General features: G+C 71.7%; 22 protein-coding genes. 4 read left to right on the top strand and 18 right to left on the bottom strand.

Annotated features, from left to right (window positions below):
* Nucleotides 1-48: 48 nt before the first annotated feature.
* The gene (locus tag AB6A65_RS04130) at nucleotides 49-858 is read left to right on the top strand and encodes an ABC transporter permease (protein ID WP_371037090.1); all 810 of its coding nucleotides are present in this window, start codon (nucleotides 49-51) and stop codon (nucleotides 856-858) included.
* On the opposite strand, the gene AB6A65_RS04125 is transcribed toward AB6A65_RS04130, so the two are convergent.
* A complete protein-coding gene (locus tag AB6A65_RS04125) occupies nucleotides 806-1756 on the bottom strand; it encodes a DMT family transporter (protein ID WP_371037089.1) in 951 nt (316 codons plus the stop codon). The two genes, AB6A65_RS04130 and AB6A65_RS04125, sit on opposite strands and share 53 nt — an antisense overlap.
* A gap of 31 nt (nucleotides 1757-1787) precedes the next feature.
* Entirely contained in the window at nucleotides 1788-2480 is a 693-nt protein-coding gene (locus AB6A65_RS04120) for a phosphatidylcholine/phosphatidylserine synthase (protein WP_371037088.1), read from the bottom strand.
* Nucleotides 2481-2600: 120 nt separating this feature from the next.
* Here AB6A65_RS04120 and AB6A65_RS04115 point away from each other — a divergent pair, with 120 nt between their 5' ends.
* A complete protein-coding gene (locus tag AB6A65_RS04115; protein WP_371037087.1) occupies nucleotides 2601-3626 on the top strand; it encodes a hypothetical protein in 1026 nt (341 codons plus the stop codon).
* Nucleotides 3627-3642: 16 nt separating this feature from the next.
* Here the strand turns inward: AB6A65_RS04115 and AB6A65_RS04110 are convergent, their stop codons facing one another.
* From AB6A65_RS04110 to asnB, 7 genes are all read right to left on the bottom strand, one after another.
* Nucleotides 3643-5025: an SPOR domain-containing protein gene (locus AB6A65_RS04110; RefSeq protein WP_371037086.1), complete on the bottom strand. Its 1383-nt coding sequence runs from the start codon at nucleotides 5023-5025 to the stop codon at nucleotides 3643-3645.
* Nucleotides 5026-5111: 86 nt separating this feature from the next.
* On the bottom strand, nucleotides 5112-5759 hold the full coding sequence (gene upp / locus AB6A65_RS04105) for a uracil phosphoribosyltransferase (protein ID WP_371037085.1): 648 nt from the start codon (nucleotides 5757-5759) through the stop codon (nucleotides 5112-5114).
* Nucleotides 5760-5887: 128 nt separating this feature from the next.
* Complete coding sequence (locus tag AB6A65_RS04100; protein ID WP_371037084.1) at nucleotides 5888-6877, bottom strand: adenosine deaminase; 990 nt, start codon at nucleotides 6875-6877, stop codon at nucleotides 5888-5890.
* The gene (locus AB6A65_RS04095; RefSeq protein ID WP_371037083.1) at nucleotides 6874-8085 is read right to left on the bottom strand and encodes a phosphopentomutase; all 1212 of its coding nucleotides are present in this window, start codon (nucleotides 8083-8085) and stop codon (nucleotides 6874-6876) included. Before AB6A65_RS04095 ends, AB6A65_RS04100 begins: the two co-directional genes overlap by 4 nt.
* Nucleotides 8082-9389: a thymidine phosphorylase gene (locus tag AB6A65_RS04090; protein WP_371037082.1), complete on the bottom strand. Its 1308-nt coding sequence runs from the start codon at nucleotides 9387-9389 to the stop codon at nucleotides 8082-8084. The genes AB6A65_RS04095 and AB6A65_RS04090 overlap by 4 nt, the downstream gene beginning before the upstream one ends.
* Nucleotides 9390-9782 (bottom strand): cytidine deaminase, encoded by a 393-nt coding sequence (locus AB6A65_RS04085; RefSeq protein ID WP_371037081.1) that lies wholly within the window; start codon nucleotides 9780-9782, stop codon nucleotides 9390-9392.
* A gap of 66 nt (nucleotides 9783-9848) precedes the next feature.
* On the bottom strand, nucleotides 9849-11366 hold the full coding sequence (gene asnB, locus AB6A65_RS04080) for an asparagine synthase (glutamine-hydrolyzing) (protein WP_371037080.1): 1518 nt from the start codon (nucleotides 11364-11366) through the stop codon (nucleotides 9849-9851).
* Between the two features lie 212 nt (nucleotides 11367-11578).
* Here asnB and AB6A65_RS04075 point away from each other — a divergent pair, with 212 nt between their 5' ends.
* A complete protein-coding gene (locus tag AB6A65_RS04075) occupies nucleotides 11579-13858 on the top strand; it encodes an NADP-dependent malic enzyme (protein ID WP_371037079.1) in 2280 nt (759 codons plus the stop codon).
* A gap of 36 nt (nucleotides 13859-13894) precedes the next feature.
* Here the strand turns inward: AB6A65_RS04075 and AB6A65_RS04070 are convergent, their stop codons facing one another.
* The 4 genes from AB6A65_RS04070 to ruvC are packed head-to-tail and all read right to left on the bottom strand — an operon-like array spanning nucleotide 13895 to nucleotide 16819.
* A complete protein-coding gene (locus tag AB6A65_RS04070; protein ID WP_371037078.1) occupies nucleotides 13895-14521 on the bottom strand; it encodes a hypothetical protein in 627 nt (208 codons plus the stop codon).
* Nucleotides 14522-14559: 38 nt separating this feature from the next.
* Nucleotides 14560-15588, bottom strand: a complete 1029-nt coding sequence (gene ruvB, locus AB6A65_RS04065; protein WP_371037077.1) for a Holliday junction branch migration DNA helicase RuvB — start codon at nucleotides 15586-15588, stop codon at nucleotides 14560-14562.
* Nucleotides 15589-15647: 59 nt separating this feature from the next.
* Complete coding sequence (gene ruvA, locus AB6A65_RS04060) at nucleotides 15648-16322, bottom strand: Holliday junction branch migration protein RuvA (RefSeq protein WP_371037076.1); 675 nt, start codon at nucleotides 16320-16322, stop codon at nucleotides 15648-15650.
* Entirely contained in the window at nucleotides 16319-16819 is a 501-nt protein-coding gene (gene ruvC, locus AB6A65_RS04055) for a crossover junction endodeoxyribonuclease RuvC (RefSeq protein WP_371037075.1), read from the bottom strand. Before ruvC ends, ruvA begins: the two co-directional genes overlap by 4 nt.
* 322 nt (nucleotides 16820-17141) lie before the next feature.
* On the opposite strand from ruvC, the gene AB6A65_RS04050 reads away from it, so the two are divergent.
* The gene (locus AB6A65_RS04050; protein WP_371037074.1) at nucleotides 17142-17354 is read left to right on the top strand and encodes a DUF1127 domain-containing protein; all 213 of its coding nucleotides are present in this window, start codon (nucleotides 17142-17144) and stop codon (nucleotides 17352-17354) included.
* An 85-nt stretch (nucleotides 17355-17439) separates the two neighbouring features.
* On the opposite strand, the gene AB6A65_RS04045 is transcribed toward AB6A65_RS04050, so the two are convergent.
* From AB6A65_RS04045 to AB6A65_RS04025, 5 genes are all read right to left on the bottom strand, one after another.
* Complete coding sequence (locus AB6A65_RS04045) at nucleotides 17440-17778, bottom strand: hypothetical protein (RefSeq protein WP_371037073.1); 339 nt, start codon at nucleotides 17776-17778, stop codon at nucleotides 17440-17442.
* Nucleotides 17779-17880: 102 nt separating this feature from the next.
* Entirely contained in the window at nucleotides 17881-18756 is an 876-nt protein-coding gene (locus AB6A65_RS04040; RefSeq protein ID WP_371037072.1) for a 50S ribosomal protein L11 methyltransferase, read from the bottom strand.
* Nucleotides 18756-20153: an MATE family efflux transporter gene (locus AB6A65_RS04035; RefSeq protein ID WP_371037071.1), complete on the bottom strand. Its 1398-nt coding sequence runs from the start codon at nucleotides 20151-20153 to the stop codon at nucleotides 18756-18758. The genes AB6A65_RS04040 and AB6A65_RS04035 overlap by 1 nt, the downstream gene beginning before the upstream one ends.
* Nucleotides 20154-20157: 4 nt before the next feature.
* Entirely contained in the window at nucleotides 20158-21408 is a 1251-nt protein-coding gene (locus AB6A65_RS04030) for an MFS transporter (protein ID WP_371037070.1), read from the bottom strand.
* Between the two features lie 69 nt (nucleotides 21409-21477).
* Complete coding sequence (locus AB6A65_RS04025; protein ID WP_371037069.1) at nucleotides 21478-21927, bottom strand: cupin domain-containing protein; 450 nt, start codon at nucleotides 21925-21927, stop codon at nucleotides 21478-21480.
* Nucleotides 21928-21945: the final 18 nt, after the last annotated feature.

The following is a 21945-nucleotide window of genomic DNA, read 5'->3' as shown; positions in this document are numbered from 1 at the left end:
AAGGCCGCGACTCGCCCGCGGGGGCGGCAAAGCCAAAGGGAGATCGGCATGAGCGGGACGGGTGCGCACGGCATGGGGGTGCGGCGGTTCGGAAGAGTCAACTGGCTCGGTCTCTGGACGCTGTCGCTGCGCGAGATCCAGCGCTTTCTTGCGGTCTGGTTGCAGACGCTCATGGCGCCCCTGGTCACCGCGGGTCTCTTCATGGTGATCTTCTCCATCGCCATCGGCCCCACCCGGGGCGAGGTGATGGGCGTGGCCTTCACCACCTTCATCGCGCCCGGCATCCTGATGATGATGGTGATCCAGAACGCCTTCGCGAACTCCTCGTCCTCGCTCGTGGTGTCGAAGGTGCAGGGCAATATCGTGGACACGCTGATGCCGCCGCTCTCGGCGGGGGAGATGGTGATCGGCTACCTGGCCGGCGCGGTGGCCCGCGGCCTTTTCGTGGCGCTTTCGATCGGTGCGGGATACCTGCTTTTCCTGGGCCTCGGCGTGGCGCATCCCGTCTGGGCGCTCGGCTTCGTGGTGCTGGGCTCGGCCCTTCTGGGCGGGCTGGGGCTGCTTGCGGGTCTCTTCGCCCAGAAGTTCGACCAGATGGCCGCGATCACCAATTTCGTCATCACGCCGCTCGCCTTCCTGTCGGGCACCTTCTACTCGGTGGAGGCCCTGCCGCCCGTCATGTGGGAGATCACGCATGTGAACCCGGTCTTCTACCTGATCGACGGGGCGCGCTACGGGATCATCGGCGTGTCCGACAGCTCGCCCGCGCTCGGGCTGGTGATCTGTGGCGGCGCGACACTCGTGGTCAGTCTTCTGTGCTGGGTCCTCTTCCGGACGGGATACCGGCTGAAGGCATGACCGGCGGCGGCGGCGCCCGGCGGCGGCCCTCGCGCCAGGCGAGTAGCGCGGCGCCCGCGACGATCACCGCGGACCCGGCCACGGACACCGCGTCCGGCCGCACCCCGAACACGGCCGCGTCGTAAAGCGCGGCGAAGATCAGCGCGGCGTAGAAGAAGGGCGCGACGAAGCTCGCGTCGGCGCGGGCCATCGCGTTGACGAAGCAGGCCTGGGCCCCGGCCATGAGCACCCCGATCCCGGCGAGCGCCGCCCATTGCGCGGGCGACGGCGCGACCCAGATCCAGATCGCCGCGACGGAGGAGATCGCAAGCCCGATCGCGTTGTTCACGAGAAGGATCTGGTGCGGCGGCTCCCGGCCGGCGAGGCGCTTGATGAAGATGAGCTCGAGCCCCATGGCGAGCGCCGCACCGAGGGCGAGCAGGGCGGCCGGGCGAAAGCTTTCCGGCCCCGGCCGCAGGAGGATGGCCGCGCCGGCAAGCGCGATCAGCGCGGCGGCCCAGCGGATGCGGCCCACCCGCTCGCCCAGCAGCGGGATGGCGAGGAGCATCCCGAAGACCGGGTTCAGGAAACTGATCGCGGTCGCGTCGGCGAGCGGGATGTGGGCCGCCGCCGCGAACATGAGCGTGACGCCGCCCCAGCCGCAAAGCGAGCGCACCGCGTGGGTGGACAGGTCCGGTCGCATGAGGCGCGGGCGCAGCACCAGCGCCGCGAGGCCGATGGCGAGCAGCGCGAAGACGAAGCGCCCGTGGCTGATCTGCAGCGGATGAAGCTCGGGGCCGAGCGCGCCCGCGCCCAGCGCCTTGGCCAGAAGCGTCGTGCCGGCCGCGAAGGCCGCGGCGGCTGTGGTCAGAAGCGCGGCGAGCGCGGGGTTTGCGGCGGGCTGCATGCCGTGGGGCATGCCCGTTCCGTCGCGCCGCGTCCAGACGCCGTCAGCGGCGGGCCGGCAGGATCTGCTGCGCGGCTCCCGCCCCCAGCAGATAGACCGAGCAGACGATCAGGCCCCAGTGCGCCCATGTCTCGGGGTCGAACTGCACCCAGGCCGCCCAGCCCGCGAATCCGGTCCATGCAAGCGCCACCGGCAGGGTCACCGCGCGCCAGCGCCGGGTGCGCACCGGGTGGACGAATTTCACCGGCAGGAACATCGCCACCGCAAGCACGCTGACCAGTCCGAGGATCGCCCAGAAATCCGGCCGTACCGCGAAAAGCACCAGCGCGACCATGTTCCAGGCGCCGGGAAATCCGCAGAAGGACTTGTCTTCCGTCTTCATCCGGGTGTCCGCGAAGTAGAGCGCGGAGGCGAAGGTGATGAGGATGATCGCCACCCAGCCCGTCCATCCCGGCAGCAGGTCCGACTTGAAAAGGGCGAAGGCCGGGATGAAGACGTAGGTCAGGTAGTCGATGATCAGGTCGAGCAGTTCGCCGTCGAAGCGCGGTGCGTTCCGCTTGACGTGGTAGCGGCGGGCGAGCGGGCCGTCCACGCCGTCCACCGCGAAGGCCACCACGAGCCACAGGAACATCATGGGCCAGTCGGCATCGGCCGCCGCCAGCATTGCGAGCATGGCGAAGACCGCGCCGGTGGCGGTGAAGACATGGACGAAGAGCGCGAGAAGACCGGGCGTCATGAAACCGTCATGGCCCATCGCCGGACGGTGTGCAATGGCGGGGCCGGGGGGCAGATTGCTCCTCGCGCGCGAAGCGTGATACCGTTGCGCCAACACGCAGAAGGAGGCCGGGCAGCCCCCATGACCGCGCTCGAGGAGTTCGAGAGGCTCGAGGCCTCGGGGGTGTGGCGTGCGGATGCCGCGTCGCAGCGCCGTGACGTGATCGTCTCGCTCGGCGATGCCACGCTGACCATCACGGACATGTCCGACCGGCCGCTCGCGCACTGGTCGCTCGCGGCGGTGGCGCGGGCCAATCCGGGCGAGCTTCCGGCGATCTTCCATCCCGACGGCGATCCGGACGAGGAGCTGGAACTGCCCGCCGATGAAACGGTGATGATCGACGCGATCGGGCGGCTCATGCGCTCGATCGACCGACGCCGCCCGCAGCGCGGCCGGCTTCGCCTTGCCGCCGGGCTCGGCAGCGCGCTCGCGATCCTCGCATTCGGGGCCGTGTGGCTTCCCGGCGCGCTGCTCGGGCACACGGTTTCGGTGGTTCCAGAGGCCAAGCGCGCCGAGATCGGCGCGGCGCTTCTGGGTCATGTCGGCCGGGTCGCGGGCGCGCCCTGCAACGATCCCGAGGGTGTCGCCGCGTTGCAGCGGCTGGCCGCCCGTGTGCTGGGCGAGACGCGCCGCCGCGATCTCGTCGTGCTGAGCGACGCGCCCGCGGTCACGGCGCACCTGCCCGGCGGAAGGATCCTGCTCGGGCGGGCCCTGGTCGAGGGTCCCGACCAGCCGGATGTCACGGCCGGTTACGTGCTGGCCGAGGCGGTGCGAGAGGCCCGGGGCGATCCGCTGCGCCGATTGCTGTCCGAGGGCGGGATGGGAGCGAGCCTGCGGCTTCTGACGACCGGGACGCTGCCGGAGCCGCTGCTCGAGCGGCACACCGAAACGCTTCTGTCCGCCGAGCCCGCACCGGTTCCCGACGAGGCGCTGCTCGCGGCGTTTCAGGCCGCCGGGATCAGCAGCACGCCTTACGCCTTCGCCCGCGACGTGACGGGCGAAAGCGTGCTCGGCCTCGTCGAGGCGGACCCCGACGCGGGGATCACGCCGCGCCCGGTGCTCGGCGACCCGGACTGGCTGCGCCTGCAGGCAATCTGCGGCAACTGACCAAGGAACGGCGCGCTCAGCGCCGCGGGACGATGTGGTCCATGCCCGCGGCGCGGGCGCTTTGCGCGGCGCGCGACAGGCCGGCGGCATCGGCGAACGGGCCGGCGACGAGGGTCGGCGTCCGCTCGCTTCCGCGCACGAGCGTGCCGAACCGCACGGTCATCCCCAGCCCGGCAAGCTGCCGCCCGGCGGCGTAGGCTTCGTCGCGGCTGCCGAAGAGCCCGATCTGAAGGTAGCGGTGATCGAGCGTGCCGAACCCGTCCCCGCCCTGCGTCGCGGGGCGGCGAACCGCGGCCGCGGAGCGACTCGAGACGGTGCCGGCGGCGGCGTCCGCATCGCGTCGCGGCACCAGCTTCACCCGCCCGTCGGCGGCTTTCAGCACGAGAACCCGGCCCCGCATCGACAGGTACGCCTCCTGCGTTTCCATGTCGGTGAAGGGGTAGAAGAGCTCCGGATTCCGGTCCCTGACATCGCGGCCGGTGCGGGGATCGACGAGGCGCCGCGGCACGGTGTCCGTCCAGACCAGGCGCATCGCCGCACGTCCTTCCGCCGTCCGCTCTCCACGCTGCGGGTTCAGCCGGTCGTCCTGCCAGGCCGGCTTGTAGCCCTCGGGCACCCGGACGCGCCGGTGCGATGCGTCCGCGGCCTGGTAGACGCGGCGCGGAACGATGCGGGCCTTGCCGGAAACGGTGCGCCCGTCCGCGGTCCGGTAGATGATCGTCGTGCTGTGGCCGGGCATCTCGCGGCGATGGCCGCCCAGGTCCGCGACGCGGCCGGTTTTCGCCGCGGCGCCGGGCCCGCAGCGCCGGCGCACGCCGTTCGCCGCGGCCACCCTGGCGCCGCCGCGCTCCGCCACCGCATCGCAGGTGAGGATCCGCACGCGCTTTCCCGCCGAGGCGCGCAGCTGCGCCGAGAGTTCGGCCTGCCGCCGCGCCTCCGCCTTGCGCCGGGCCTCGGCCTGCCGTGCCGCCGCGGCGCGGCGCGCCTCGGCCTGCCGGCGCGCTTCCGCCTGTCGCTGGGCGGTGGCCGCGCGCCGGTCCTCCGCGGCCTGTTGCGCGTCGGCTACGGGCGCTGTGCTGACGGGCTCTTCCGCGGCTTCGGCGACTTGCGGCTCGGTCTGGGGGGGTGCCGCCGGGGCGGCCTGGGCGAAGGTGGGCTCCGCGCCACAGATGTGCTGGCGGTCGGGGGTGACGCGGGGCACCCAGGTGACGTTTCCGTCGAGTCCCGCGCGGATGTAGACGCAGCCCCGGCTGTCGACATATTCGCGCCCGTCAAAGGATGCCGGCGGCAGTTCGGCCGGCGGGCCGGCGTCGCGCAGCGCCTGGGACAGGCCCGGCGTGGCGGTGAACAGGACGCAGAACGCGACGGCGGCTGCGGGCAGCGATCGGCAGAATGACATGGCGGCCCCCTCAAGCTTGACGTGAGGATGCCCCAAGATCGGCGCTTCGTAAAGCGCGCATCCCCAGCATCACGGGGATATCTCCCTCATTTTGTGCCGTACATGCGATCCCCGGCATCCCCAAGCCCCGGCACGATGTAGCCCTTCTCGTTCAGCCGCTCGTCTAGCGCCGCCGTGATCACCGGCACGTCGGGATGCGCCTCGCGCATCCGCTCCACGCCCTCGGGGGCGGCGAGCAGGCAGAGGAATCGCACGTCCCGCGCGCCGGCCTCCTTCAGCAGGTCGATCGCCTTGGCCGAGGAATTGCCCGTGGCCAGCATCGGGTCCACCACGATCACCGTCCGGTCCCCGAGCCCGTCGGGCACCTTGAAGTAGTACTGGACGGGCTGCAGCGTCTCCTCGTCGCGGTAGAGCCCGACAAATCCCACCCGCGCGGAGGGCACGAGTTCGAGCACCCCGTCGAGGAGCCCGTTGCCCGCCCGCAGGATCGAGATCAGCGCGAGCTTCTTGCCGGCGAGCACCGGCGCGTCCATCTCCTCCATCGGCGTCTCGATCGGCATCGTCGTGAGCGGCAGGTTGCGGGTGACCTCGTAGGCCAGAAGCTGGCTGATCTCGCGCAGGAGGCGCCGGAACCCCGCGGTCGAGGTGCTCTTGTCCCGCATGTGGGAGAGCTTGTGCTGCACCAGCGGATGCGTGACGATCGTGAGGGTTTCGTGACGGGCGGTGTCGGTCATCGGGCGATCCTGCGCTGTTGTCGGCCCCTTTCTAGAGCCTCCCGCGCGCGGCGGAAACCGCCGATGCGCGGCGCCCGAACGGCCGTCCCGCCCGCTTGCCCCGCGTCGGGGCCGGACATGACGGCCGTTCAGGCCGCGCCGCCGATCCGCTTCAGAAGCCGCACGCGGGTCTCCGCGTCGCAGAACGCGGCGCCGAGGGCCGTGCGGTTCAACTCGGCGAAATCCTCCTCCTCCCAGCCGAAGGCCGCGTGCAGCGCGGCGTATTCCGCGGTCAGGGCGGTGCGGAAGAAGGGCGGGTCGTCGGTGGAGACGGTCACCGGCACCCCCGCCGCGCGAAGCGCCGCGATGGGATGGTCCGCGACGGATGCGTAGAGCCCCAGCGCCACGTTGGAGCCGGGGCAGACCTCGAGCGTGATCTGCCCCTCCGCGAGGCGCGCCACGAGGTCGGGGTCTTCGACGGCGCGGACGCCGTGGCCGATCCGGGCCACCCGCAAATCGTCGAGTGCCTGGCGCACCGAATGGGCGCCCGCCCATTCCCCGGCATGGGTTGTAAGGCCGAGCCCGGCCTCGCGCGCCATGTCGAAGCCGTAGGCGAAATCGCCCTGCCGCCCCCGCCGTTCGTCGCCGCCCATGCCGAAGCCGGTGACGAAATCGCCCGTGGTCTCGGCGGCGCAGAGCGCGGCGCGCTTCGCCGTGTCGGGGCCGAAATGGCGGATGCAGGTGACGACGCCGCGCATCTCGATGCCGTGGCGCGCCCGGGCGGTCACGGCCGCCTCGCGGATCGCGGCGAGATACTCGCGCCACGCGGCCACGTCGCCGCCGCCGCAGAAATCGGGGCTGAGGAACGCCTCGGTGTAGATCACGCCCGCGGCGGCGCTCGCCTCCAGCACGGCGAGGGTCAGACGGTGATAGGCCTCGGGCGTCGTCAGCACGCTCGTCGCGGCCTCGTAGACCTCGAGGAAGCGGGCGAAATCCGCGAAGGCATAACCGCCGTCCGGCCCGAAGGCCCGCGAGATGTCGGCGCGTTTCTCCGCCGCGACCCGGCGGATGAACTCCGGCGGCGCCGCGCCCTCGAGGTGAAGGTGCAGCTCCACCTTCGGAAGCGCCGCGAGGCTCACAGGAAGCTCCGCCCGGGGCCGCGGGCGGGCACGCCCAGATGGGCCGCCACGCTCGCGGCCACGTCCGCGAAGGCCACGAGCCCCGCGCTGCCCGTGGCCGCCCCCGCGCAGAGCACGGGCACGCGCTCCCGCGTGTGGTCGGTGCCGGCCCAGGTGGGGTCGTTGCCGTGATCGGCGGTCAGGATCAGGAGATCCTCTGGGCCAAGCCGCGGCAGGAGCCGCCCGAGACGCGCGTCGAACCACTCGAGCGCGCGGGCGTAGCCGGAGACGTTGCGGCGATGCCCCCAGAGGCGGTCGAACTCCACGAAATTCGCGAAGGTGAGGCTGCCCGCCGGCGCCTTGGCGATGCAGTCGGCGAGATGGTCCATGAGCTCGGCGTCGGTGCCCTTGCGCAGCGCGTCGATGCCCGCCATCGAGAAGATGTCGCCGAGCTTGCCGATGGCGATGACGCGCCCGCCGGCCTCCTGCACCCATTTGGTGAGCACCGGCTCGGGCGGCGCGACGGCATAGTCGCGCCGGTTGGCGGTGCGGGCGAAGCCGCCCTCGGGATCGCCGAGGAAGGGTCGCGCGATGACGCGGCCCACGCGCATGGCATGGAGCCTCGGCGCCAGCGCCTCGCAAAGCGCCAAGAGCCGGTCGAGGCCGAACGCCTCCTCGTGGGCGGCGATCTGGAACACGCTGTCGGCCGCGGTGTAGCAGATCGGCCAGCCGGTTTTCAGATGCGCCTCGCCGAGCTCGGCCACGATCTCGGTGCCCGAGGCGTGGCGGTTGCCGAGGATGCCCTCCGTTCCGGCCAGCCGGCACACCTCGGCGACGAGCTCTTCCGGGAAGGCGGGCTCGGTATCGGGGAAATAGGTCCAGTCCCAGGGCACGGGCAGGCCGGCGAGCTCCCAGTGGCCCGAGGGCGTGTCCTTCCCACGCGACGTCTCCGTCGCCGCGCCCCAGAGCCCGGAAGGCTCCGCGCCGAGCCCCGGCGCCTCGGCCCCGCTCGCAAGCCGCACCGCCGCGCCGAGGCCGAGCGCGTCCAGGTGCGGCAGCGAAAGCGGCCCGCTGCGCCCCTCCTCGGCCGCGCCGCGGGCGCAGGCCTGCGCGACATGGGCCACCGTGTTGGCGCCGGTGTCGGGCACGTCGCCGTTGAAATACTCCGCCGCGTCCGGCGCGCCGCCGATGCCGACGCTGTCCATCACCACGAGGAAGGCGCGCGTCACGGCGCGAGCCTCTCGTGGACGAGCGGCGGCGGCTCGGGCGCCGCGGGGGCGAGCGTGACGGCCGCGCGCACGGCGCGCACCGCCGCCTCCGCCTGGCTTTCGCGGGCGGCATGGACGCGGGCGAGGGGCTGGCCCTTCGCCACGCGCTGGCCGAGGCGGACCACATCCGAAAGACCCACCGCCGGATCGACCCGGTCGCCTTCCACCTTCCGGCCGCCGCCGAGATCGACCACGGCGAGGCCGAGCGCCTCCCCGTCGATCACGGCGACATGGCCCGCCTCGCCGGCCGCCACCTCGCGGATCACCGGAGCCTCGGGCAGGAAGCGCGGCCACTCCTCCACGAAGGCCACCGGGCCGCCCTGATGGGCCACCATCCGGCCGAAGCGTTCGGCCGCCGCGCCCGACGAGATGGCCTCCGCGATGCGCGCCGCGCCTTCCGCAGCGTCCGTGGCGAGCCCTGCGCCGGCCAGAAGCTCGCCGCCGAGCGCGGCGGACAGGGCGCCGAGCGCGCCCGCCTCCTGCCCGGTCAGGGCGCGCATCACCTTGGCCATCTCGAGCGCGTTGCCGAGGGCGGGGGCGACCGGCTGGCTCATGTCGGTGACGAGCGCGGTGGCGGGGCAGCCCGCCGCCGTCGCCGTGGTGACGAGGGCGCGGGCGAGCGCGCGGGCGTCCTCGCGGGTCTTCATGAAGGCGCCGGAGCCGAGCTTCACGTCCAGCACGAGGCCATCGAGCCCCTCGGCGAGCTTCTTCGACAGGATCGAGGCGGTGATGAGATCGAGGCTTTCCACCGTGCCGGTCACGTCGCGCACGGCGTAGAGCCGGCGATCGGCCGGGGCGACCCGCGCCGAGGCCGCGACGATGGCAGCACCCGCCCGCGCCACGGTCTCCCGCAGGCGCTGGGCGTCGAGATCGACCCGGAGCCCCGGGATCGCCTCCAGCTTGTCGAGCGTGCCGCCGGTGTGGCCGAGCCCGCGCCCCGAGATCATCGGCACGTAGGCGCCGCAGGCCGCCAGAGCGGGCGCGAGGACGAGGCTCACGCAGTCGCCCACGCCGCCGGTCGAGTGCTTGTCGAGCACCGGGCCGTCGAGATCCCAGCGCAGCACCTCGCCGCTGTCGCGCATGGCGAGCGTGAGCGCCGTGCGCGCGCTTTCGGGCAGCGCCATGCGGCAGATGCCCATGGCGAAGGCGCCGGCCTGCGCGTCGCTCATCCGCCCGTCGGCGAGCGCCTCCGCCGCCCAGGCGAGCGCATCGCCCGTGGGCGCCTCGCCGCGGCGGAGCTCGGAGAGAAGCGCGCGCGCCTCCATTCAGCCGCGGTCCATGTGGTCCGCGCCGAAGGCGCCGGGCAGAAGCGCGCCCACCGTGGTCGTGGTCTCGACGCCCGAGGTCGTGGCCAGTGTCACCCTGACGTCGGGCGCGGCGAATTCGGCGAGCTTCTGCCGGCAGCCGCCGCAGGGCGTTACGGGTTCGGGGCTGTCGGCCACGACATAGGCCTCGGCGATCACGGTCTCTCCCGCCGTCACCATGGCCGCGATCGCGCCGGCCTCGGCGCAAGTGCCCTCTGGGTAGGCGACGTTCTCGACGTTGCAGCCGCCGAAGAGGCCTCCCCCCGCGCCGCGCAGGGCGGCGCCCACCTTGAAGCCGGAATAGGGCGCGTAGGCGTTCTCGCGCGCCGTCATTGCCGCATCGCGCAGGGTCATCGCATCGCCTCCGTCAGGGTGCCGGGCCCAAGTTGTGCGGGCGTCGCGGGTGGGATGCAAGGGGGCTCAGCCGGCGGTCACGCGCTCCGCGCTCTCCCATGTGCCCGCCTGCGCGAGGATGCGCTCGGGCGTCTCGTAGGCCTCGCGCAGCAGGCGCTCGTAGAGTGCCCCCTCGGCCGCCCGGTCGAGCGGCGCGGAGGATCCGGTGACGATCCGGAGCGCCTCGTCGAGAGCGGCGACAAGGCCCGATCCCTCATCGAACTGCGCCTTCTTCCGCCAGACGAGGCTTTCGGGCAGCAGGTCGGCCACCGCCTTGCGCAGGATCCACTTCTCCGTGGTCTCGCCGGTGGACTCGCGCGCCGCCGGATCTGTCCGGCGCATCTTGAGCGTCGCCGGGATCGACTGCGCGAAATCGATCAGGTCGCGGTCGAGGAAGGGCGTGCGCGCCTCCAAGCTTTCGGCCATGGTCACGCGGTCCACCCGCTGGAGGTTGATGTTGTGCATCGCGTTGAGCGAGCGTGTGAGCTCGTCGGCCAGCTCACGCGGGTGATCGACATAGGCGTGGTGGTAGGTGTAGCCCGCGAAAAGCTCGTCGGCGCCTTCGCCGGTCAGCACCGCCTTGACGTGCCGCCGGGCGAGGCGCGCGGCGAAATGGGTGGGCACCGCGGAGCGCACCAGATCCACGTCGGCCGATTCCAGGTGGTAGATGACATGGGGCAGAACCCGCGCGACGTCTTCCGGCGTGAAGCCATCCTCGTAGTGGTCCGAGCCGATATGCCGCGCCACCTCGCGCGCGGCGCGCAGATCGTCGCTCCCCTCCGTGCCCACGGCGAAGGTCTTGAGCGGGCATGGCGAGAGCCGCGCGGCGAGCGCGGCGATGATCGAGCTGTCGAGCCCGCCCGAGAGGAAGCTGCCCACCTCCACGTCGGCGAGCATCCACTTGGCCACGGCCTCCTCGAGCACGAGGCGCAGCTCGCCCGCCACCGCCTCGATGTCGAGGCCGGGCTCCTCCTCCGCCGCGCCGTGGGGCGTGCGATACCACTGCCGGAGCCCGTCGCGACTGTCGTAGAGCATGCCCGGCCCGATCGACTCCACCGCGTCCAGCGCCACCCCGTCGAAGGCCTTGAGCTCGGAGGCGAAGGCCAGCCCCTCGCCGATCCGCGCCATGTAGAGCGGCTTGATGCCCAGCGGATCCCGCGCCGCGATGATCCGGGTTTTCGTCGCCAGGACGAAGGCGAACATCCCGTCGAGGCGCGAGACCCAGCGCAGCTCGCCCGCGCGGAAGAGGTGCAGGATCGACTCGCTGTCGCTTTCGGTCTCGAAGGCGCTTTCACCGAGGATCGCGCGCAGGTCGGCGTGATTGTAGATCTCGCCGTTGGCGACCAGAAGATCGCCCGCGTCATAGATCGGCTGGCGGCCGTCCTCGGGTCCGATGATCGAAAGCCGGCAATGCGCCATCACCACCGGCGCGCCGCGGCCCCGCACGACCTCGACCGCGTCGGGCCCGCGATGGGCGATCTTCGTCACCATTTTCTGGGCGAGCGCCTCGTCGCCGATGTTCCAGAGCGCCACGAACCCGCACATGTCGTCCTCCTTCCGCCGTGTCTCCGCCCCTATCGGACCGCCCCCCCCCCAGGGGGCGGCATCGGCAGGGGCGGCCATCGGCGCGCCGGGACAGCCTACCGCGTCGGAGCGGCGGCACAAGGGCGCCGCGCGCGGCCCGGCGTGGCAGCGGGCGGCTTTTCAGGCGGCTGGTGGTGGTTTAACGCTGAACCAAAGGCCGGAGGAGAGGCGAGATGACCGACCCCACCCGCGAGACGCTGCGCGAGGCGGCGCTGCTCTACCACGCCGAGCCGAAACCCGGGAAGCTGGAAATCCGGGCGACCAAGCCGCTCGCCAACGGCCGCGATCTCGCCCGCGCCTACTCCCCCGGCGTGGCGGAGGCCTGCCTCGAGATCGTGAAGGACGAAACGGCGGCATCGCGCTACACCGCCCGCGCCAACCTGGTGGCGGGCGTCTCGAACGGCACGGCGGTCCTGGGCCTCGGCGACATCGGGGCGCTGGCCTCCAAGCCGGTGATGGAAGGCAAGGCGGTTCTCTTCAAGACCTTCGCCGGGATCGACTGCTTCGACATCGAGGTGAACGAGCCCGACCCCGAGAAGCTGGCCGAGATCATCTGCGCGCTCGAGCCGACCTTCGGCGCCGTCAACCTGGAGGACATCAAGTCGCCCGACTGCTTCATCGTCGAGCAGATCTGCCGCGCGCGGATGAACATCCCGGTCTTCCACGACGACCAGCACGGCACCGCGATCGTGGTGGGCGCGGCGGCGACCAACGCGCTGCGCGTGGCGGGCAAGTCCTTCGAGGACATCAAGCTTGTCTCGACGGGGGGCGGGGCGGCCGGGATCGCCTGCCTCAACATGCTGCTGAAGCTCGGGTTGAAGCGCGAGAACGTGTGGCTTGTCGATCTGCACGGCCTCGTCCACGAGGGGCGCGAGGTGGACATGACGCCCCAGAAGGCCGCCTTTGCCCAGCCGGGCGGGCCGGCCACGCTCGACGACGTGATCGAGGGGGCCGACATCTTCCTCGGCCTCTCGGGCCCCGACGTGCTGAAGCCGCATCACGTCGCACGGATGAGCGACCCGCCGATCGTCTTCGCGCTGGCCAACCCGATGCCCGAGATCCTGCCCGACGCGGTGCGCGAGGTCGCGCCGGACGCCATCATCGCCACCGGGCGGAGCGACTTTCCCAACCAGGTCAACAACGTGCTCTGCTTTCCGTTCATCTTCCGCGGCGCGCTCGACGTGGGCGCGACGGAGATTAACGACGCCATGCAGATCGCCTGCATCGAGGGGATCGCGGAACTCGCCCGCCAGACGACCTCGGCGGAGGCGGCGGCGGCCTACCAGGGCGAGAAGCTGACCTTCGGGCGCGACTACCTCATCCCGAAACCGTTCGATCCGCGGCTGTCCGGCGTGGTCTCGACCGCCGTGGCGAAGGCGGCGATGGAGACGGGCGTGGCGGTCCGCCCGCTCGAGGATCTCGATGCCTACCGCCGGCGGCTCGACGCGTCGGTCTATCGCTCCGCGCTCCTCATGCGGCCGGTCTTCGAGGCGGCGGCCACGGCGCGGCGGCGCATCGTCTTCGCCGAGGGCGAGGACGAGCGCGTCCTGCGCACCGCGCAGGCGATCCTCGAGGAAACGACGGAGACGCCGATCCTGATCGGCCGGCCCGAGGTGATCGACCGGCGCTGCGAGCGCATGGGGCTGGAAATCCGGCCCGACCGCGATTTCGAGATCGTCAATCCCGAGAACGACCCCCGCTACCGCGACTACTGGGAGACCTACCACGGGATCATGTGCCGCAGCGGCGTGACCCCGGATCTCGCCCGGGCCATCATGCGCACGAACACCACCGCGATCGGCGCCGTGATGGTCCACCGGGAGGAGGCCGACAGCCTGATCTGCGGCACCTTCGGGGAATACCGCTGGCATCTGAACTACGTCTCGCAGGTTCTGGGACGGGGCGGGCTGCGCCCGCACGGCGCGCTGTCGCTCATGATCCTGGAGGACGGGCCGCTTTTCATCTCGGACACCCATGTCCATGCCGAGCCGACCCCGGCGCAGATCGCCGAGACCGCGATCGGCGCCGCGCGGCATGTCCGCCGCTTCGGGATAGAGCCCAACATCGCGCTTTGCGCCCAGTCGCAGTTCGGCTCGATGACCGACGGCAGCGGCGCGCGGCTGCGCGAGGCGATGGCACTCCTCGACGCCGAGGCTCCGGATTTCTCCTATGAGGGCGAGATGAACATCGACGCCGCGCTCGACCCGGAATTGCGGGCCCGCGTTTTCCCCGGGAACCGGATGAAGGGCGCGGCCAACGTTCTGGTCTTCGCCCACGCGGACGCCGCCTCGGGCGTGCGCAACATCCTAAAGATGCGCGCCAAGGGGCTCGAGGTGGGGCCGATCCTCATGGGCATGGGCAACCGCGCGCATATCGTCACCCCCTCGATCACGGCCCGCGGGCTTCTGAACATGGCGGCCATCGCGGGCACGCCGGTGGCCCATTACGGCTGAGGCGGTGACGGTCCGCGATCGGCCGCGGCGGGCCGGTCAGGCCGGCCGCGACAGCCGTGCGTGCAGCCGCAGCGCGTGGGACGGGTCCGTCGCCGCGACCGGCATGACGGGATCATAGGCCGCGCGGATCACGCCCGCGATCTCGGGGCGCAGGATCACCGTCCCGTCGGCGGCGCGGGCAAGCGGGGCGGTATCGGTGAAGGCCGTGTCGGACCACAGCAGGATGGTCTGCGCCATCTGCGCCAGCGCGAGCGTCTGCGCGGGCACCTCCGAGAGTTCCGCGTCGATGCGCAGAAAGACGAAGGCCGCCTTGATGCCGCCCTCCGCGTCGAAGCGGAAGAGGCGGTACTGGTTGGCGCCCGTGCGCGCGAGGCGCTCGACCAGCGGGCCGAGATCCGGCACCAGCCGGTCGAGCCCCGGCACCTCGGGCAACTCCTGCCAGTCGCGGAAGAAGAACACCATCAGGTTCACGCCGAGTTCCGGGTCCGTCTCGGCCATAGGGTGGCCCGCGAGCGCGGTGATCGCCTCGGCCGCGCCCTTCACGGTTTCGAGCGTCGGCGCGTCCACGCCGAACACCACCGGCGCGATGGGGCGGCCCCAGCGCGCGCAGAGATACTGGCCATCCGACCGCGTGAAGAGGGCTTCGATATCCTTGGCGTCCATGCGCGTGACCTAGACCCTCCGGCCGGCGGCGGAAACCCTCACGCCTCGAAGAGTCCCGGCTGGCCGGGATCGCGGGGCGCGGGAAGGCCGAGATGCGCCCAGCCCTTGCCGGCCAGCATCCGCCCGCGCGGCGTGCGCTGGATCAGGCCCTGCTGCAGCAGGTAGGGCTCGATCACCTCCTCGATGGCGTCGCGGCTTTCGCTGAGCGCCGCGGCGATGGTCTCGATCCCGACGGGGCCGCCCGCGTAGTTCTCGGCGATGAGCCGGAGATAGCGTCGGTCCGCCCCGTCGAGGCCGAGCCCGTCCACCCCGAGCCGGGTCAGCGCCCCGTCGGCCAGCGTGCGCGTCACGTGGCCGTCGCCCTCCACCACCGCGAAATCGACGACCCGCCGCAGAAGCCGCCCGGCGATGCGCGGCGTGCCGCGGGCGCGGCGCGCGATCTCTTCCGCGCCGTCGGGGTCGATGGCCACGCCGAGTTTCACCGCGTTGCGCGACACGATCTCGCACAGTTCCGCCACCTCGTAGAACTGAAGCCGGGTGGGGATGCCGAAGCGGTCGCGCAGCGGCGTCGTCAGAAGCCCCAGCCGCGTGGTCGCGCCGACGAGCGTGAAAGGCTGAAGCTCGATCCGCACGGTGCGCGCGGCCGGACCTTCGCCGATGACGAGGTCGAGCTCGAAATCCTCCATCGCCGGGTAGAGGACTTCCTCGACCACGGGGTTCAGCCGGTGGATCTCGTCGATGAAGAGAACGTCGCGCGCCTCGAGGTTCGTGAGGATCGCGGCGAGGTCGCCCGCCTTGGCGAGCACCGGCCCCGAGGTCATGCGGAAGCTCACGCCGAGCTCGCGCGCCATGATCTGCGCGAGCGTCGTCTTGCCGAGGCCGGGCGGGCCGTGGAAGAGCGTGTGGTCCATCGCCTCGCCGCGCGTGCGCGCGGATTGCAGGAACACGTGCAGGTTGGCGCGCGCCTCGGCCTGGCCCACGAATTCGTCGAGCGAGAGCGGCCGCAGTGCGCGGTCCGCGTCCTCGGGACGCCGGTCGGGCCGCAGCGTTGGATCGGGGCCCGTCATGCGCGCGCACCGGCGCGAGGGTCAGGCGGGGCGAGGGGTTGGCGGCCACTCTGCATCGCTCAGCCTCCCGGCGCGAGGCGCCGAAGCGCGGCGCGGATGAGGGCAGCGGTGTCGGCCTCCGGCGCCTCGCCGGCGGCCTGCGCCACGGCCTGGGCGGCCTCTCCGGGCGTGTAGCCCAGATTGCCGAGCGCCGAGAGCGCCTCTGCCTGCGCGCCGGCGGCCTGCGCCGCGGCCGCCGGGGTGGGGGCGGGCGGCGCGTCGGCGAACTCCGGTGCCGGCTCCGGCTCCGTGACCTGCGCCGGCGCCGCCATGCCCGCGCCGAGCGCCATCACGGCGGGCGCCTTGTCCTTGAGCTCGTTCACCACGCGCTGGGCGGTCTTGGGGCCGATGCCCTTGGCCGCCTTGATCGCCGTCCAGTCGCCGAGCGCCACGGCGCGGCTGACCCCGTCCGCGCCGAGCGCGCCGAGCATCGCAAGCGACGCCTTGGCGCCCACGCCCTGGACGCTCATTAGCAGGCGGTGCCACTCCTTCTCGGCCAGCGTCAGGAAGCCGTAGAGCTGCAGCAGGTCCTCTCGCACGAGAAGGTCGGTCCAGAGCGCCGCCGCCTCGCCCGGGCCGGGCAGGGCGGCCATGGTGCGTTCCGAGCACTGGACGACATAGCCCACACCGCGCACGTCGATCAGCACGTGGTCCTCCGCGCGGTACTCGATCCGTCCGGCCAGCCGCCCGATCATGCGCCGATCCCCGCTGCGGCGCGCAGGCGGCGCCCGCGCGCGTGATGCGCGTGGCAGATGGCGACGGCGAGCGCGTCGGCCGCGTCCGGCCCGGCGAGATCCACGCCGGGCAGTTGCAGGCGTACCATGTGGGCGATCTGCTCCTTCTGGGCATGGCCCACCCCCACGACGGTCTTCTTCACCTGGTTGGGCGCGTATTCGCCGATCTCGAGCCCGGCGCGGGCGGCCACCAGAAGCGCGACGCCCCGCGCCTGGCCAAGCTTCAGCGTGCCGGCGCCATCCTTGTTCACGAAGGTCTGTTCCACCGCGGCCTCCTCGGGGACGAAGCGGGCGATCACGTCGGAGAGCTGGTCGTGAAGCGTGAGCAGACGTGCGGCGAGCGTTCCATCGCCCGAGCGGCAGACGCCGTTTCCGAGATGGGAGAGTCGGCTGCCCGAGACCTCGATCACGCCCCAGCCGAGGTTCCGCAAGCCCGGATCGATCCCCAGAACCCGCATTTTCACCTGCTCTTGTTGCGTTCCGGTCCCACTAGCACGAAACGCGAACACGAGCCAAGCGCAAAGGCGTGGCGCGCGCCCTTGCCGGGGGTGCGCCGCAAATGGCCGGCAATGGCCCGATCACGACATCTGCAGGCTTGGGAGCGACGCCGGACCCGGCAAATTCCTACCGTTTTATCAGCGGTTTGCGCCCTTCCCGACCTATGCGGAAATCGCATGGGACCCATGCCGTCACCATGGCTTGCGGGGCCCTGCCGCGCGGCATAATTCGCGTCGTGGAGGCAGGGCCTCCGAACGCACGCATGTAGAAGGAAACACAGGTATGGCTGCATTCGACACCAACCGCCCGCGCATCGGAACGGCTGGAAATGCCGGCCGTATCGCCCCCGGGTTCGCTTCCCTGCTCGGCTCGCTCGCAGCATGGAACGACACGCGCATGACCCGCAAGGCGCTGTCGCGCCTCAGCGATCGCGAACTGGACGATATCGGCCTCAGCCGCGCCGACATCGACACGGTTAGCGCCCGTCGCTACTGAGCGACCTGCCGCACCGTCGTCGCAGGCACGACGATAAAGCCGCGTCACCTTCCGGGTGGCGCGGCTTTTTCATGCCCGGGCGCGATCAGAAGATGCGCGACCAGCCGTTCTCGGAAATCCAGACGGTCACCGGGTCGGCTTGCATCAGCCAGGCGCCGGCCTGCTCGACCACGGTGCCGGACTTCAGCGCCTCGATGCGGAGGTCGTAGGTCTGCGCCCCCAGATGCGTCAGCACGAGTCCCTTGAACGCAAGCAGCCCCATGGCGAGCAGGAAGAGCCCGCGCAAGGGCAGGCGCGGCGCACGCCGGCGCGCGCGATAGGTGATCAGGCCGTTGTCGTCCACGACGGCGACGCGGCCGTTGGACATGCGGCGATGCTTGCGCTCTATTCGACGCAACCTGCGGTCGAACTCTAGAAAGGCCATGGCAGCCTCCGGGTTTTGCCCCCACCGGAGTGCCAGATTTCTAGGACAAAAATGTGGCGGAAATAAGGAAGATCGATTCAACGCGTTGTATCGTGGGGCCAATTATGGCGCGCGGCGAAGACAAAGCGTCGTCCAGTCCCCGATCTTTTCCAGGGACAGGGCTTCGAAGCCCGCACGCGCGTAGACCGCGACGATCTCGTCGGCCTGTTCGTTGAGAAGCCCGGAGAGAATCACGTGCCCGCCGACCACCGTCCTCGCGGCCATGTCGGGGGCCAGCGCGAGGAGGGGGCCCTTCAGGATGTTGGCGAGAACGAGGTCGAAGGGCGCGGCGGCGTCGAGGGCGGGATGCTCGAACCCTGCGGCCTCCACCAGCCGCACCCGGTCCGACAGGTCGTTCGCGGCGAGATTGGCGGCGGCCACGTCGATCGCGACCGGGTCGATGTCGGAGGCGATCACCGACGCGCCGCCCCAGAGCCGCGCCGCCGCCATGGCGAGAACCGCCGTTCCGCAGCCGATATCGGCCACCGCGGAGGGCACGACGCCGTCCCGGGCCAGCGCGTCGAGCGCGGCGAGGCAGCCTTGCGTCGTGCCGTGGTGGCCCGTCCCGAACGCCATGGACGCCTCGATCAGCAGCGCCTCGGCGCCTTCGGGCACGGTGTCCGCGTCATGCGCGCCGTGCACGAAGAAGCGCCCGGCCCGCACCGGCGAAAGCTCGCGCCGGACCTTCGCGACCCAGTCGGTCTCGGGAAGTTCCGACACCGCGAAGGGCCTCGCGCCATGAGCCGCGGCCAGCAGCGCCAGCGCCACGTCGTCGGGCGCGGCGTCGAAGTATCCGCCCACCTCCCAAAGCCCCGACCCGTCCTCGATCTCGAAGACGCCGACGCCGCTGGCGGCGGGCTCCAGCGTCTCGAGCGCGTCGCCGAGCGCCTCGGCGGCCTCTCGCCCCGGCAGGGTCGTCAGAGCGGTGAAGGTGGGCATCAGCGCCTCCTGTAGCGGTTGGGATCGCGGTAGGCCCGCCGGATCGCAGGGTCAAGCGCCGGACGCGGCGCCGCGTCGAGGCCGCGCAGGAACATCCATCCCCAGAACCCCGCCGCGGCGCCCGCCAGAACGCCGACGAGCGCCTGGGCGTAGATCACCCCCGCCGCGCCCAGAACGGCTCCGAGCCCCGCCGCGGCGGGGTAGGTGAGCACCCCGTCGCGCACCCAGTTGACCAGCGTGGCCCGGCCGGGGCGCCCGAGGCTGTTGAAGGCGGCGTTTGCGACGAAGAGCGCGCCCGAGACCGCGAAGGCGCCCGCGCCGAGATGGGTGAAGGCGCGCAGCACCCGCGCACCCTCCGCATCGAGCCCGAAGCCGCGCGCGACGGGATCGCTCGCCGCGGCGAGCACCGCCCAGGCGACGAGTGCGTAGCCTGCCGCGAAAATCAGCGCGTCGCGATAGGCGCTGCGCAGGCGCGGGTAGAGCCCCGCCCCGTAGTTCTGTCCGAAGATGCCCCCGATCGCGCCGGCGAGCGAGAAGAGCCCGCCGAACGCCACCACCGTGAGCCGCGAGATCACCGCCCAGGCGGCGACGGCGCTGTCCCCGAAACCCGCGATGACCGCGGTGATGACGTAGTTGCCGAAAGGCGTGGACATCTGCGTCGCGATGGCCGGCAGCGCGATGGCGAAATAGGGCCGCCACGTCTCGCGCAGGGCGTGGAGGCGCGGCCGCGCCAGGAGGTCGTGGGCGCGGATCGCGAAGAGAAGGCCCCTGCCGCAGAGCACGGCGCGGGTGATCACCACCGAGGCCGCCGCGCCGTCGAGGCCGAGGCCCATCCGGTAGATCAGCACCGGGTCGATCACGAGCGCCACCGAGCCCGAGATCAGCGTGACGTACATCGCCCGCGCGCCGTCGCCCTCCGCGCGCAGCGCGGCGGTCGCCACAATGCCGGCGGCCATGAAGGCCAGCGACGGCACCGAGAGGGCGAGGTAGCGCGCAGCGAGCCGCGCCGCCTCGCCCTCGGCGCCGGCGAGGGCCACGAGGTCGTGGCGGAACCCCACCACCAGGGCGGCCACCCCTGCCTGCGTCGCCACCGCGAGGATGGCCGCGGCGCTCGCCTGCTCGCGCGCGGCGGCGCGCTCGCCCGTGCCGATGCTGCGCGAGACGAGCGCGGTGGCCGCGATCATCAGGCCCACACCGGAGGAGACCGAGAAGAACTGGATCGCGAAGGCGAAGCCGATGGCCGCCATCAGCACCGGCTCGCCCAGCCGCGAGATCCAGAAGAGGTTGGCCGCGTCCACGAGGAAGACGAAGGTGATGCCGGTCGCCCCGGTGAGCGTCATGCGCACCACGTGGCCCATTGTCGGCCCGTCGAGGAACCGCCCCTGCGCCGCGGTCACGGCGTCACTCCGCCGGGGTGGGCAGCGGCCGCGCCAGCACCGTCTCGTTCCCCGGCTCGGGATGGCGTGGAATGAGCGTGGCCAGCAGGAACGAGATCCCGGCCATGCCCGCGGCCAGGCCGAAGACCGTGCCGGGCGAGATCAGCCACAGATAGCCGAGCGCCGCGGGCAGGAAGACCGCCGCGATATGGTTGATGGTGAAGGCGACCGCCGCCGTGGGCGCGATATCCCCCGGGTCGCCGATCTTCTGGAAATAGGTCTTGAGCGCCAGCGCCATGGCGAAGAGCACGTGATCGATCACGTAGAGCACCGCGGCGAGCGCGACGCCCCAGCCGAACCAGTAGATCCCGCCATAGGCGAGGAAGACGCAGGCGAGCCCCGCGTATTCCACCATCAGCGCGCGCCGCTCGCCCCAGCGCGCGACCGCCTGGCCGATGAGCGGCGCGGCGGCGATGTTCACCACGAGCGTCACGAGGAAAAGGCCGGCCACGTGGTGCACCTCGAATCCGAAACGCTCCACCATCATGAAGCCCGCGAAGACCACGAAGATCTGCCGCCGCGCGCCGGACATGAACTGCAGCGCGTAGTAGAGCCAGTAGCGCCGGCGCAGGACCATGCGCTTCACCTGCGGGTCGGGCGCCTCGAATTGCGGGTAGAGAAACAGCGCGAGCGTGGCGAGCGCCAGCGTCGTGCCGCCGGCGGCGAGGTAGACCGCGGTGTAGCTCAGATCGAAGGCGCGCCATGTCAGCACGAGCGCGCCGTAGGCGACGAGCGTCGCGCCCGAGCCCGCGGCGACCAGCCAGCCCAGCATCTGCGGCGCGCGGTCTCTGGGCAGCCATTGCAGTTGCAGCGACTGGTTCACCGTCTCGTAGTAGTGGAACCCGATCGAGGAGAGCATCGTGACCACAAGAAGCCCGCCGAGACTGGGGAACCACGCGGTGATCGCCGTCGCCGCGCCGAGGAGCATGAGCGAGACCAGCGCCAGCACCTGCTCGCGGATGAACATGATGAGCGCGATGACCCCGATGGCGAAAAAGCCCGGGATCTCGCGCACGGTATGCAGCCAGCCGATGTCCGAGCCGTCGAAGCCCGCCATCTCGACCACGAAGTTGTTCAGAAGCGCAGACCAGGTGGCGAAGGCGATGGGCATCGCCGCAGCCATGAGGAACAAGAGCGCCACCGGCCGCCGCCACGCGGGCAGCTCGCCGGACCCGGCGAGCGGGACGAAGCCCGGGGAGAGGCGGGAAAGACGCATCCTTGGGCTATACGCCGCCTCGTGCCGCTTGGCGAGAGGCGGCCCGGGAGGTCGGCGGCCGGCGCCGCGTCAGTCGGCCTCTGCCATGCCCGAGAAGCTGTAGTCGACGTCGACGAAGCGCGCGCGCGGGAAGCCGTAGGCGAAGCGCAGCCCATCCGGCCCGCCCTCGACGGCGTGCTCGGCGCGGGGCGGGATGTAGATCGCCACGCCCGGCGCGATCCGGTGGGTTTCGCTCTCGATCCAGACCGTGCCCTCTCCGGAGAGGCCGAAATAGAGCTCGGGCGGGCTGTGGCGATGCGGCTCCAGCCGGTCGCCCGGGCCGAACTCCGCCACGCCGAGAACCATCTCGTCGCTCGGTGTCCGGTCGGCGCAGATGAGCGTGCGCCAGCGGACGGTCCCGAAGCCGCCCGCCTGGTCGTGCTCGAGCGGCGCCTGGGCGCAATCCACCACGACGGGCGCCTGGGGGCGCACCTTCATCGCGCCGGCGATGACCTCATCGATGTTCTGCAACTCGCTCATCGCGCGACCCTTCTCCGC

Source organism: Rhodosalinus sp. FB01 (genome assembly GCF_041365715.1).
In the GTDB taxonomy this organism is placed as follows: Bacteria; Pseudomonadota; Alphaproteobacteria; order Rhodobacterales; family Rhodobacteraceae; genus Rhodosalinus.
Note: the sequence above shows the minus strand (reverse complement) of the source record. Positions and strands in the feature narration are given on the sequence as shown.

Excerpts from the sequence above, each read along its gene's own strand:
- AB6A65_RS04130 (WP_371037090.1), top strand. The coding sequence starts at position 49 with ATGAGCGGGACGGGTGCGCACGGCATGGGGGTGCGGCGGTTCGGAAGA.
- AB6A65_RS04125 (WP_371037089.1), bottom strand. The coding sequence starts at position 1,756 with ATGCCCCACGGCATGCAGCCCGCCGCAAACCCCGCGCTCGCCGCGCTT.
- AB6A65_RS04120 (WP_371037088.1), bottom strand. The coding sequence starts at position 2,480 with ATGACGCCCGGTCTTCTCGCGCTCTTCGTCCATGTCTTCACCGCCACC.
- AB6A65_RS04115 (WP_371037087.1), top strand. The coding sequence starts at position 2,601 with ATGACCGCGCTCGAGGAGTTCGAGAGGCTCGAGGCCTCGGGGGTGTGG.
- AB6A65_RS04110 (WP_371037086.1), bottom strand. The coding sequence starts at position 5,025 with ATGTCATTCTGCCGATCGCTGCCCGCAGCCGCCGTCGCGTTCTGCGTC.
- upp (WP_371037085.1), bottom strand. The coding sequence starts at position 5,759 with ATGACCGACACCGCCCGTCACGAAACCCTCACGATCGTCACGCATCCG.
- AB6A65_RS04090 (WP_371037082.1), bottom strand. The coding sequence starts at position 9,389 with ATGGAGGCGCGCGCGCTTCTCTCCGAGCTCCGCCGCGGCGAGGCGCCC.
- AB6A65_RS04085 (WP_371037081.1), bottom strand. The coding sequence starts at position 9,782 with ATGACCCTGCGCGATGCGGCAATGACGGCGCGCGAGAACGCCTACGCG.
- asnB (WP_371037080.1), bottom strand. The coding sequence starts at position 11,366 with ATGTGCGGGTTCGTGGCGCTCTGGAACATCGGCGACGAGGCGCTCGCC.
- AB6A65_RS04075 (WP_371037079.1), top strand. The coding sequence starts at position 11,579 with ATGACCGACCCCACCCGCGAGACGCTGCGCGAGGCGGCGCTGCTCTAC.
- AB6A65_RS04070 (WP_371037078.1), bottom strand. The coding sequence starts at position 14,521 with ATGGACGCCAAGGATATCGAAGCCCTCTTCACGCGGTCGGATGGCCAG.
- ruvB (WP_371037077.1), bottom strand. The coding sequence starts at position 15,588 with ATGACGGGCCCCGATCCAACGCTGCGGCCCGACCGGCGTCCCGAGGAC.
- ruvA (WP_371037076.1), bottom strand. The coding sequence starts at position 16,322 with ATGATCGGGCGGCTGGCCGGACGGATCGAGTACCGCGCGGAGGACCAC.
- ruvC (WP_371037075.1), bottom strand. The coding sequence starts at position 16,819 with ATGCGGGTTCTGGGGATCGATCCGGGCTTGCGGAACCTCGGCTGGGGC.
- AB6A65_RS04050 (WP_371037074.1), top strand. The coding sequence starts at position 17,142 with ATGGCTGCATTCGACACCAACCGCCCGCGCATCGGAACGGCTGGAAAT.
- AB6A65_RS04045 (WP_371037073.1), bottom strand. The coding sequence starts at position 17,778 with ATGGCCTTTCTAGAGTTCGACCGCAGGTTGCGTCGAATAGAGCGCAAG.
- AB6A65_RS04040 (WP_371037072.1), bottom strand. The coding sequence starts at position 18,756 with ATGCCCACCTTCACCGCTCTGACGACCCTGCCGGGGCGAGAGGCCGCC.
- AB6A65_RS04030 (WP_371037070.1), bottom strand. The coding sequence starts at position 21,408 with ATGCGTCTTTCCCGCCTCTCCCCGGGCTTCGTCCCGCTCGCCGGGTCC.
- AB6A65_RS04025 (WP_371037069.1), bottom strand. The coding sequence starts at position 21,927 with ATGAGCGAGTTGCAGAACATCGATGAGGTCATCGCCGGCGCGATGAAG.